The organism is Mesoflavibacter profundi, from assembly GCF_014764305.1.
GTDB classification, from domain to species: Bacteria; Bacteroidota; Bacteroidia; order Flavobacteriales; family Flavobacteriaceae; genus Mesoflavibacter; species Mesoflavibacter profundi.
The window spans coordinates 240,494-252,472 of record NZ_CP061703.1 but is presented as its reverse complement, the minus strand read 5'-3'; the positions used below and the strand labels follow the sequence as shown (position 1 = coordinate 252,472).

General features: G+C 30.5%; 13 protein-coding genes and 1 tRNA gene. 7 read left to right on the top strand and 7 right to left on the bottom strand.

Annotated elements, in window-relative coordinates:
* The first annotated feature begins 51 nt into the window (after positions 1-51).
* The 6 genes from IFB02_RS01290 (at position 52) to IFB02_RS01265 (ending at position 4,521) form a co-directional block, all read left to right on the top strand.
* The gene (locus IFB02_RS01290; protein WP_106689209.1) at positions 52-996 is read left to right on the top strand and encodes a PorP/SprF family type IX secretion system membrane protein; all 945 of its coding nucleotides are present in this window, start codon (positions 52-54) and stop codon (positions 994-996) included.
* A gap of 20 nt (positions 997-1,016) precedes the next feature.
* Complete coding sequence (locus IFB02_RS01285) at positions 1,017-2,978, top strand: OmpA family protein (RefSeq protein WP_106689208.1); 1,962 nt, start codon at positions 1,017-1,019, stop codon at positions 2,976-2,978.
* A gap of 125 nt (positions 2,979-3,103) precedes the next feature.
* Complete coding sequence (gene idi / locus IFB02_RS01280) at positions 3,104-3,625, top strand: isopentenyl-diphosphate Delta-isomerase (RefSeq protein WP_106689207.1); 522 nt, start codon at positions 3,104-3,106, stop codon at positions 3,623-3,625.
* Between the two features lie 3 nt (positions 3,626-3,628).
* Positions 3,629-4,039 (top strand): 6-pyruvoyl trahydropterin synthase family protein, encoded by a 411-nt coding sequence (locus tag IFB02_RS01275; protein ID WP_106689206.1) that lies wholly within the window; start codon positions 3,629-3,631, stop codon positions 4,037-4,039.
* 83 nt (positions 4,040-4,122) lie between these two features.
* On the top strand, positions 4,123-4,392 hold the full coding sequence (locus IFB02_RS01270; RefSeq protein WP_106689205.1) for a hypothetical protein: 270 nt from the start codon (positions 4,123-4,125) through the stop codon (positions 4,390-4,392).
* A gap of 55 nt (positions 4,393-4,447) precedes the next feature.
* A tRNA-Thr gene (locus IFB02_RS01265) sits at positions 4,448-4,521 on the top strand.
* Between the two features lie 111 nt (positions 4,522-4,632).
* Here IFB02_RS01265 and IFB02_RS01260 read toward each other — a convergent pair.
* From IFB02_RS01260 to IFB02_RS01240, 5 genes are all read right to left on the bottom strand, one after another.
* Positions 4,633-5,334: a DUF4369 domain-containing protein gene (locus IFB02_RS01260; protein WP_106689204.1), complete on the bottom strand. Its 702-nt coding sequence runs from the start codon at positions 5,332-5,334 to the stop codon at positions 4,633-4,635.
* 48 nt (positions 5,335-5,382) lie between these two features.
* Positions 5,383-6,690 carry a DUF819 family protein gene (locus IFB02_RS01255; protein WP_106689203.1) on the bottom strand — a complete coding sequence of 436 codons (1,308 nt, stop codon included), beginning with the start codon at positions 6,688-6,690 and terminating at the stop codon, positions 5,383-5,385.
* A 582-nt stretch (positions 6,691-7,272) separates the two neighbouring features.
* Positions 7,273-8,202, bottom strand: coding sequence for an alpha/beta hydrolase (locus IFB02_RS01250; RefSeq protein WP_106689202.1), 930 nt, complete (start codon positions 8,200-8,202; stop codon positions 7,273-7,275).
* Positions 8,203-8,588: 386 nt separating this feature from the next.
* Positions 8,589-9,182 (bottom strand): alpha-ketoglutarate-dependent dioxygenase AlkB family protein, encoded by a 594-nt coding sequence (locus IFB02_RS01245; protein WP_106689201.1) that lies wholly within the window; start codon positions 9,180-9,182, stop codon positions 8,589-8,591.
* Between the two features lies 1 nt (position 9,183).
* Positions 9,184-9,543 (bottom strand): DoxX family protein, encoded by a 360-nt coding sequence (locus IFB02_RS01240; protein WP_106689200.1) that lies wholly within the window; start codon positions 9,541-9,543, stop codon positions 9,184-9,186.
* 43 nt (positions 9,544-9,586) lie between these two features.
* On the opposite strand from IFB02_RS01240, the gene IFB02_RS01235 reads away from it, so the two are divergent.
* Positions 9,587-10,252, top strand: coding sequence for a M15 family metallopeptidase (locus tag IFB02_RS01235; protein WP_106689199.1), 666 nt, complete (start codon positions 9,587-9,589; stop codon positions 10,250-10,252).
* A gap of 64 nt (positions 10,253-10,316) precedes the next feature.
* Here IFB02_RS01235 and IFB02_RS01230 read toward each other — a convergent pair whose 3' ends face one another.
* Both IFB02_RS01230 and IFB02_RS01225 read right to left on the bottom strand, forming a co-directional pair.
* The gene (locus tag IFB02_RS01230; protein ID WP_106689198.1) at positions 10,317-10,688 is read right to left on the bottom strand and encodes a VOC family protein; all 372 of its coding nucleotides are present in this window, start codon (positions 10,686-10,688) and stop codon (positions 10,317-10,319) included.
* 56 nt (positions 10,689-10,744) lie between these two features.
* Positions 10,745-11,977 carry a M48 family metallopeptidase gene (locus tag IFB02_RS01225; RefSeq protein WP_106689197.1) on the bottom strand — a complete coding sequence of 411 codons (1,233 nt, stop codon included), beginning with the start codon at positions 11,975-11,977 and terminating at the stop codon, positions 10,745-10,747.
* Between the last annotated feature and the right edge of the window lie 2 nt (positions 11,978-11,979).

The following is an 11,979-nucleotide window of genomic DNA, read 5'->3' as shown; positions in this document are numbered from 1 at the left end:
ACATAAATACCTAGCAGAGTGTTAGCTCTGCTAGGTCTAATATCAGTACATATGAAAAATACTTTTTTAACTATTTTGATATTAATTACTTTAGGCATTTTCAGTACTAAAGTACAGGCACAACAAGATGCACAGTACACACAGTATATGTACAATCCTATAAGTATCAATCCTGCATACGCTGGTACACGAGATGTATTTAGTTTCTTAGGTTTATATAGAACGCAATGGGTTGGATTAGATGGAGCACCAAAAACCTTTACTTTATCAGGACATTCACCTGTTGGAGAAAAAGTAGGATTAGGGATGAATGTTACACACGACGAAATTTTTATTACCAACGAAACCTACATTGACATAGATTTTAGTTATAAAATCAATCTTTCAGACGAAGCCAAATTAGCATTAGGAATCAAAGCAGGAGGACATTTATTAACTATAGATACCAACAGATTAAATCAAGGTGCATTTAATCCTGGAGATGCAGATGCCGAAATTAACATAGACAACAAGTTTTCACCACAATTTGGTATAGGTGCCTATTATTACACAAATAAATTTTATTTAGGATTAAGTGTACCAAATATGTTAGAGACAGAGCACTTTGATGAAAACTCAGCAAATAATAATTCTATAGCAACAGCAAAAGAGCGTGTAAATGTTTACTTAATGGCTGGAAGAACCTTCGATTTAAATGCCGATTTAAAATTCAAACCAGCAACCTTATTCAAAGTTGTAGATGGATCGCCATTACAAGTAGACTTATCTGCAAACTTTTTAATCAAAGAGAAGTTAACTTTAGGAGCAGCATATAGATGGAGCGCAGCATTAAGCGGTATGATAGGTTACCAATTATCAGATCAATTAATGTTAGGATTTGCATACGATAGAGAAACAACAGAGTTAAGACAATACAACGATGGTTCATTTGAATTTTTCTTAAGATTCGAATTATTCAAACGTAACAACCGTATGATTTCTCCAAGATTCTTTTAATCAACAAAAACAAACACAAAATGAAAAACAATATTTATTTAATCTTCGCTTTTATAAGCTTAAGTGTTATTGCACTTAACGCACAAGAAAAAGTGGTAGAAAAGGCAAATAAAGAATACAATGAGTATGCATTTGTTGATGCTAGAGAAGCATACAAAGAAGTAGCAAAAGACGGCTATGTAACACCAGATTTATTACAACGATTAGGTGATTCTTATTACTACACCGCAGATTATGTAAATGCAGCAAAGTGGTACGCACAATTGTATGAACTTCAAGATGAAAACACCAATCCAGAATACCTTTACAGATATGCATTATCTTTAAAAAGTACCGAAGATTACACAGCATCAGATGTAATTATGGAAGAGTTTTTAGACTCTAAAGGACAAGATTATCGTGCTAAGTTATTTTTAAACGAACGTAATTATTTAGCTGAAATTGAAGAACAATCTGGAAGATTCGATTTATCTAATATAGGATTCAATTCAAAACTATCAGATTTTGCACCAGCATTTTATAAAGGTGAATTAATATTTGCGTCTAATAGAACAAATGGAAGAGTCCCAAAACGTATTCACGATTGGAATGAGCAACCATTTTTAGACATCTACAAAGTTAGTAACGCCGAAGAAGATAAAGGAAAAGGACCGCAAAAGTTAGATAAAAGTATAAACACCAAGTTTCATGAATCTACAGCAGCATTCACAAAAGATGGAATGACAATGTATTTTACAAGAAATAATTATACAAACAAAGACTACAAAGAAGATTCTGAAGGGACAAATAGATTAAAATTATACAGAGCTAAAAAAACAGAAGAAAATACTTGGGAAGTAGAAGAATTACCGTTTAACAGTGACGAGTATTCTGTAGCACATCCAGCATTAAGTAATGATGGTAAAACCTTATACTTTGCAAGTGATATGCCTGGCGGAAAAGGAATGTCTGATCTGTACAAAGTAGCAATAGAAGGAGACGGATTTGGAACACCGGTAAGTTTAGGCGATGGTATAAATACAGAAGGAAGAGAAACGTTTCCGTTTATTTCACCAAACAATAAAATTTATTTTGCATCAGATGGGCATGTAGGTTTAGGAGGACTAGACGTTTTTGTAGCAGATATGTTAGATGATTCAAATTTTGGAGACGTATATAATGTAGGTCGACCAATTAATAGCGAGTTTGACGATTTTACATTTATCGTAAATAAATTAGGAAAAGGATACTTTGCTTCAAATCGTGAAGGTGGCGTAGGCGATGATGATATTTATGCATTTAAAAGTATAAAACCATTAACAACTAAATCAGGATGTAGTCAAGATTTTGCTGGAATAGTAAAAGATGACAGAAGCGAAGACCCAATAGCAGATGCTAAAGTATATTTATTAAATGCCGAAGGACAAGTTATAGATGAAGCAGTATCAGAATTTGATGGATCTTTTTCATTTAAAGATTTAACATGTAGCACGCAATATTCGGTAAGAAGTCAGAAAAAAGATTACTCTACTGCCGAAAAAGCGTTTGCAACAGGAAAGAAAAACGGTACTGTAGAGCGTACATTGTTTATGAAGCAAGGTAACGATTTAGGGCCAACAGCAGCGCCAATAGGATCAGATTTAGTAAAAGTATTAGGATTAAACATCATCTATTTCGATTTAGATAAAGACTATATTAGACCAGATGCACAAATAGAATTACGTAAAGTAATAGCTGTGATGAAGTTGTATCCAACAATGAAAATAGATGTAAGATCACATACAGATAGTCGCGCAAATGATAATTATAATATGGATTTATCAAATCGTAGAGCACAATCAACAATAGATTATATAGTAAATGTTGGTGGTATCAGTAAAGATCGTATCACAGGAAGAGGATACGGAGAAACTCAATTAGTAAACCGTTGTAGCAACGGTGTAAATTGTAGTGAAACAGAACACCAATTAAACAGACGTAGTGAGTTTATAATTGTAGAATAAACTCAATACATAAAATATAAAAAGGTGCCTAAATTATAGGCACCTTTTTTAGTTTGATAAAACATTAACTATATTAAATTAAGACTATTCTATTTTGTAAATTTGTTGGGAATCAAAAATAACTAATGAAAGAAGAAGAAAAAGTAATTTTAGTAAACGAAAACGATGAACAAATAGGTTTAATGCCCAAAATGGAAGCACATGAAAAAGCATTGCTTCATAGAGCATTTTCAGTATTTGTATTTAATAGTAAAAACGAATTAATGCTACAACAAAGAGCATTATCAAAATACCATTCGCCAGGACTTTGGACCAATACATGTTGTAGTCATCAAAGAGAAGGAGAAACTAATTTAGAAGCAGGAAAACGACGTTTAATGGAAGAAATGGGTTTTGTAACAGAACTTGAAGAAAAAACATCGTTTATTTACAAAGCGCCATTTGATAATGGATTAACAGAACACGAATTTGATCATATAATGGTTGGATATTACGATCAATTACCAAATATAAATCCTGAAGAAGTCGAAGCTTGGAAATGGATGAAACTAGACGCTGTAAAAGAAGACATGAAGTTAAATCCAGACCAATATACAGCATGGTTTAAAATAATTTTTGATAAATTTTACGAATTTATAAAACATTAAAAAATGAAAGTTACAGTAAGTCGTAAGGCACATTTTAATGCAGCACACAGATTATATAGAAAAGATTGGGATAATGAAAAAAACGCGCAGATATTCGGTAAATGTAACAATCCAAGTTATCATGGACATAACTACGAGTTAATAGCACATGTAACAGGAGACATAGATCCAGAAACAGGTTACGTAATAGATATGAAAATATTAAAAGATATAATAAAGGAAGAAGTAGAAGATGCTTTTGACCATAAAAATCTTAATGTAGATGTACCAGAATTTAAAAACTTAAACCCAACTGCAGAAAATATTGTTGTCGTTATCTACAATAAAATAAAAGCAAAATTAGATTCAAAGTTCGATTTAAAAATAACACTTTACGAAACACCAAGAAATTTTGTAACCTATCCATCTCTATAGATTAACATTAATAAAATAAAAAGTTATATAGTGAAGATAAAAAACTTTATATGTAGCTTTGCACAAAATAAAATTATAAAATTATGGCAAATAAAAGAGACCTAAAAAAAGACATTAATTATGTATTAGGAGATATTATTGAAGCAGTCTACATTTGGGAATATGCTAATACAGACAAAGACACAAAACAAAGTGAAGCAATTATAGACGATGCTATAGCAACTTTTGATGAATTAATAGAGAAAGTCAACGCTAAAAATGTAGAAAATAAGAAAGCTCACTTTACTTCTGTAAAGCAAGAATTAGAAGATAAGGGAAGAGCTTTAATCGAAAGAATAAATAAACTTGGATAATTTTTAAAAAAAAGTTTGCAAATATAAAATCTAAAATTATATTTGCACTCGCTTTGCCGATGTAGCTCAGCTGGCTAGAGCAGCTGATTTGTAATCAGCAGGTCGTGGGTTCGAGTCCCTCCATCGGCTCTTAAAGCTTCTCAATTATTGAGAAGCTTTTTTTTATACACCATATTTAATAAACTAAAAAAGCCATTCTAACTAGAATGGCTTTTTAAATTATTTTTAGCTAATTATTTATTAATTAGTCTCTTCTGCTTTTCTTTCGGCAATAAACTCTTCAAGCTTTTTACCATATTTAGATGCTTTAATCTCTGGAGTTAAAACCTTATTAATAGTATCTAAAAGATTAATATTAGCGTCGTAAATTTCAGATAAAGCAATATAAGGAGCGACTTCGCTATCTTTATTATTTAGTGCAAAATTTACTGTATAAAGATATTTTCTTTTTGTAAATCCTTTTAATGCTTTTTCTGTTCTTTTTATTGTAGCGCTATCTTTTTGCTGAATAGCATCAAAATTCTCTTTAAAAACATCCAAGTTTTTATTATTTAGTTTATTCATCATCTCTAAATACTCTTGGTATAAAGCTTCTTGTTTAGATCCTTCAATTTTAGCATAAAAATTAAAATTTTCTAATTTAGTATCTATCTTAGTTACACCTTTGTCACCAAAAAAAGAAATTCGGTCTTCTTCTTTAGAGTTTTTATCTAAATATAGATGAAACACTTCAGGTTCTTCAATATCTGCTTGCAGTGTAAAATTAGAATCACCATTTACAGTTACAGAATCTACTGTAACTAAAGTCGTATCTACAACTTTTTTTAAATAAACAGTTCCTTTTTTTAATCCTTTTACTGTTGCTTCAACTGTAAGTTTTTGACCTTCGTTACTACACGCAAGTATGATTGAAAGTATAAATAATACTAATATTTTTTTCATGCTTTATAATTTTAAGTGCGCAAATATCTTATAAATTTATTAGAAAAACTAACTAGATGCCAATTGCATTAATATGGTACAACCTATAGCTGCAATTGTTCCTACTGCATAACCAAACACAGCTAATAAAACACCTACAGTAGCTAAAGAAGGATGAAAAGCAGACGCTACAATTGGTGCCGATGCTGCGCCACCAACATTTGCCTGACTACCAACAGCAAGGAAAAAATAAGGTGCTTTTATCACTTTTGCTACACCTATTAAAAGTAAAGCATGAATACTCATCCAAACTACTCCTATAGCTATTAAACCAACGTTATCAAAGATTAAGGTTAAATCCATTTTCATTCCAATACTTGCAACAAGTATGTAAATAAAAACACTTCCAAATTTACTAGCTCCTGCACCTTCGTAATTTCTAGCTTTAGTAAAAGAAAGTAATATGGCAATTATAGTTGAAATACTTATCATCCAAAAGAATGAACTATCCAAAAATGTAAATACATTTTTTAGGGTTTGATTTTCTATTCCGGTAACAATTTCTTTAAAAAATGGCGCTAAAATATTTGCAAATAAATGCGCAATACTAACTGTTCCAAAAGCTATTGCCGCCATAAGCATTAAATCTGTTAAAGTTGGATTACGTTTTACACTTTCAGTAAAATTCGACATTTTATCTTTTAAAGATTCAATAGAAGATGTATCTGCTTTTAGCCATTTATTTATTTTGTTTCTTTTACCTATTCCAATTAGTAAAATAGCCATCCAAATATTTGCAACTACAATATCTACAAATACCATTCCTCCATAAAGTTTTTGGTTATAACCATAAATTTCTAACATAGCAGTTTGGTTAGCGCCGCCACCAATCCAACTTCCTGCAAGAGTAGATAAGCCTCTCCAAACAGCATCTGGACCAACGCCGCCAACTGTTTCTGGTGAAAACATAGAGATTATTAAAATAGCGATTGGTCCTCCAATTACAATACCTATTGTTCCTGTAAAAAACATGATTAGAGCTTTCCAACCTAAATTAAAAACACCTTTTAAGTCAATACTTAATGTCATTAAAACTAAAGCAGCTGGTAAAAGGTATCTACTTGCAACATAATATAGACTTGTGCTGTGTTTTGTTATTTCACCTGTGTTAGTGTTTGTAGTTTCCCATTCTGGAGCAATTAAACCAATTGTAGTTAAAACAGCTGGTAACATGTAAGCCATAAATAGTCCAGGAACTATTTTATAAAATTTTTCCCAAAAGCCACCTTTTAAAGACTCAGTATAAAAAATAGCACCAAGTGCTAACATTAATATTCCAAAAACAATGGTGTCGTTTGTAAATAATGGTTCGTTCATAATTTAGTTTTATAGTTACCGCAAAATAATCAAATAAAACTGTAATAAAAAGGACTTAAAATAAAGTTTGGCACAGCGTTTGTTTTATATGTAGTGTAATTATTTACGATGACATAGTAAAGGTGTGGTTACCAGTACTAAAGAGTAAAAAATTACTCATATTTTTGGTTGGTTAGTATGAAAAAGCATCTCTTTTGAGGTGCTTTTTCTATATCATAAACTTTAACAAAACTTTTAAACTTTAACTGTAAGGAAATCAGTATTATATAGACTAAATATATGTAATATTTGTGAAGACGTAATTAAGGTGTGGTTACCTTAATTAAATAGCAAAGATTATTCATATTTTTGGTTGGTTAGTATGAAAAAGCATCTCGATTTGAGGTGCTTTTTCTGTTTTTAAAAAAATAATTAAAGTTTTGTAATGAAATTATTTTTGGCACGACTATTGAAATACAAATTATGTAATTATTTATGTAGACTTAGCAATGGTGTGGTTACCTAAACTAACGAGTAATAATTACTTATTTTTGGTTGGTTAGTATGAAAAAGCATCTCGGTTTGAGATGCTTTTTCTATTTGTTATTTATTTATAAACTCTACTAAGATATGAATCAATTTAGGAGATAAAGGACGTTGGGTTTCGGCATACGATTTAGAATTCTCTAAATCATCTCCTTCAATATCTACAAGTACATGGTTCATGTTGTCTATAATTTCTATTGAAGCTTTACTGTTGGCAGCTTTAAGCAAATTTGCTTCTGCTTCACTTACTTGTAAATCCTTAGTACCATTAACAATTAATATTGGGATTTTAAGTATTTTTAAAATTTCGGTTGGATTATAACTCATCCAATTAATCATAAACTTTTGAATTTCGATATTAAAAATAGAAGCTAAAGCAATTGGGTAATCTGTAGTTGTTTTACCAGACTTTAAAATACCAAAGACACGTTTTGTATCTTCGGTAAAATTTGGAGCCGTTTTATTAACTTGTTCTATTATAACTTGATCTATTGGTTGTCCAGCACCAGCTAAAGATATAAATCCATCTGCATTTTCTTTTGCAGCAAGCATACCAACTAAGCTACCTTGGCTATGACCAATTATATAAATTTTATTATAATTATTAGATTTTTTAAAGAAGTCTAATACTGATTTAGCATCATCTACAAAGTGATCAAACATAATATCTTTATCAAGCGTATTAGATTTTAATTGCTTTACAATTCTTTTATCATATCTATATGTTGCGATATTATTATTGCTAAGATTTATTGCTAACTTTTTTAAGCTATTATTCTTTAAAAAATTTTGATTTCCATCTCTGTCAGTAGGACCAGAGCCAGCAATAATAATCGCTAGATTAGGTTTTTTTACATCTTTAGGAAGTAATAATGTCCCATCAATATGTTTGTTAATAGACAGCTCTTCACTTGTGTAATTAATTTTGTCTTGAGCATGACTAAGACTGGATAAAAGCGTAAATAGTACAATAAGTAATTTTTTCATAATCTAAATTTTAGCTAATACAAACAAAATAAATACCAAAAGTTATTGAAGGCTTTTACAAATGTAATTTAAATATTATTTAATTGGTACGTTAACATATTAAGTTTTAAAAGTGTTTTTTGTCGTGTTTTTGTTAAGTTTTGACGATAAATGTTAAAATTTTGTGTATTTCATCGAATATTTATGTTTTTAAACTTAACTAACTTTAAAATAATGTTATGTTTGAGACGTACTAAGAATTACATACTTTTTAGTTCAATGGATTAATTAATTAATATTTGCATCGTTAGTAGATATAGTGACCCTAAATCTTAACTAATATAAATGATGCCAAATAGCATTGAGTCAAGGTTGAGGGACCTTGACTCTTTTGTTTTTACAAGTTTCTACTTAATTATTCTAAAGGTTAGATTTATTCTTTGTCCGATTTCTTTTTTTGTTTTTGCAATTTGATGTAACCAAAAATGTTGTGTTTCGCCTTGCATTAACAATAAGCTACCGTGTTGTAATAATAGTTTCTGTTTTAGAAATTTATCATTTTTATGTTTTAAATGAAAATATCGTTCTGCACCAAAACTTACTGAAGCAATTATTGGGTTTTGACCTAATTCTTTTTCATTATCGGCATGCCAACCATTACTATCGTTTCCGTTTCGGTATAAATTAGCTAAGCAAGTAGTAAATTTTGAGCTTACTTTAGTTTCAACTTTATCTTTTATTTGCTGTAATTCTTCCGAAAAATTTTCAGGATACATAGTAATGTTTGAATACCTGTAAGGTTTGCTATTATTACCAAAAAGCGCTGTTAATCTTGGTTGTTTATAGGTTTTTCCAAACACAGTTATATCATCTTGTTGCCAATTTATATGTTTTAAAAGCGAATTAAAATAGGCGTCTGCATCTTCTTTATTAAAAAAGTTAGGGTAATATTTTATGTCGGAATCGGGTAAGTCTAATGATATATCTTCAGAAAAAAGCATCTTAAAATTGTAGATAATAATAAGCCCAATACATTAAAAAGAATTGTAACGGAATGCGTAAAATTAATACCCATTTTGGCAAACCTGCACTAGCTTTTTCATTAGAAAGCATATAAAAGTGAACCGTGAAAAACACAAGAAGCATTAAAATAATACCGTAAATAGCTGCGTTTTTTGTAGACGGAAAGCATAGCGTAGCACCAAGAATAATTTCGGCAACACCGCTAAGTAATACCATTAATTTGTGATTAGGAATATATTTGGGCATAATACGCATGTACATTTTTGGTTTTATAAAATGCATAATTCCAGCCAAAATATACATACACGCCATAGCGTAAAGATGCCAAGGATAAATCATAGTAACGTTTTATTTTATAAATTTAACCTATAATTTATAGATCATGAAATTTTGTTTTACACTTTTATTAACTTTAGTTTCAAACCTTACAATTGCGCAGCTTCCTAAAGGATTTGTGTATGTTCAAGATAGTTTACCAGATTTAAATGTAGAACTACGTTATTGCTACGATAATAATTTTGTAGGAGAACAAATAGAGGGTTATATAAATGAAGTTGTGATTGTCACTGCGCAAACAGTAGATGCTTTAAAAAAGGTGCAAGCCGATTTAAAAGCTGATGGTTTTACCCTTAAAGTTTTTGATGCCTATAGACCACAACGCGCTGTTAACCATTTTGTACGCTGGGCAAAACAGGTTAATGATACAATGATGAAAACGCAATATTACCCAAAAGTTAATAAGCGTAATTTATTTAAAGAAGGTTACATTGCTTCAAAATCAAGGCACAGTAGTGGTAGTACTTTGGATGTTACTATCGTGAATTTAGAAACAGGTGAAGAACTGGATATGGGATCGCCTTACGACTTTTTTGGACCAGAATCTTGGGTAAGCAATACAAATCTAACAGAAGAACAAATTGCTAACAGACAACGTTTACAAAAGGTTATGCTTAAAAATGGTTTTAGAAATTATTCGCAAGAATGGTGGCATTTTACGTTAAAAAATGAACCTTTTAAAAATCAATATTTTGATTTTTTAGTCGAATAAATAAATGGTCACACTGAGCTTGTCGAAGTGTATGTTAGAGTTAGCCTAATAGATTTTAAGTGTTTTAAACATGCTGATCAATCAAAACAGGATTACCATCAGGATCTAAAATCACAAAACTTGCTGGACCAGAAGAACTCTCATCTGCTTCTGTAATTAAAGGAATTTGATTGGATTTGATGTGTTTTTGTATATCTCTTACATCTGTAAAATCGTCTAATTTATTAGCGTTTTCGTCCCAACCAGGATTAAAAGTTAAGATGTTTTTATCAAACATACCTTGAAATAGTCCTACAAGCGCATTACCATTTTTCATGATTAAATAGTTTTTTTCAATCTCGCCTGCAAAAGCGGTAAAGCCTAAGGTTTCGTAAAAAGCTTTGGATTTGTGTATGTCTTTTACAGTAAGACTAACTGAAAATGCGCCAAGTTTCATTATCTAATTTTTTAAAATGAAGTTTTGAAGATAGGGATTTTTTACCAAAAGAGATGTTACAGTTTTAAATTCTTAATTCTTTCTAACAATGTAGGATGTGAATAATGCATAAACACATACGCAGGATGAGGTGTTAAATTACTTAAACTGTTTTTAGATAACTTTTTAAGTGAAGTTATTAAAGGCTCAGCTTTGTAGGTGTTTTTTGCGTAATCATCTGCTTGGTATTCAAACTTTCTAGAAAACCAATTCATAATTAATCCTGTAATTTCAGAAAGCGGACTGTATAGAATTCCAAATGCAATTAACCCGATATGAAAGCTTGTTTGTTGTACGCCTAAAGCTTCAGATAATAAAGGATTGTCAATTAATAAAGACAATATAAAAAGGGTAAAACCTGTCAGCAAAATAGAAGAAATTAAATTGAAAATAATGTGCTTTTTCTTATAATGACCAACCTCATGCGCTAGTACTGCAACGATTTCATCTTCGTCTAAATCATTAACTAAAGTGTCGTAAAGTGTCACACGCTTTTCATTTCCAAAACCAGAAAAATAGGCATTGGCTTTTGTGCTTCGTTTTGAACCGTCAATGATAAAAATCTTATCTAGGTTAAAGCCTACACTTTCAGCATATTTAGAAATAGAATCACGCAAACTTCCGTCTTCTAAAGGTGTTTGTTTGTTAAAAATAGGAACAATTAATCGCGAATAAAATAGGTTGATAAAAATGGTGAAAACAGATACTAAAATCCAAGCATAAATCCAGAACAGATCTTTAGTCGTGTGATAAAACCATGTGATGATGCCAAGTAGGATTCCACCAACAATTATGGTCATTAACCAACCTTTAATTTTATCTAAAATAAAGGTTTTTTTAGTAGTTTTATTAAACCCAAATTGTTCTTCTATCACAAAGGTTTTGTAATAAGAAAATGGCGTCGTTAAAATATCACTACCTATCATTATAATTCCAAAAAAGATAAGCGTTACTAAAATATTATGGTCTGTAATCTGTCTTGCTAATTGGTCCACAAAAGCAAAACCATCTAAAAAGAAAAACGCCAATGTTAATACAAACGAAAATGTTGACGTTAATATCCCAAAACGATAGTTTGTAGCTTTGTAGCGTTGTGATTTTTTATACTCGTCTTCATCATAAACATCTTGTAACTCTTCAGGTAATTGGTCATTATAATGTTTCGCGTTAAGCGCATCTAAAATTTTATCAATAATAAAATTAATAGTTATAATGGCGATGATGATGTAGAATAGGGTAGTGTGATTCATGA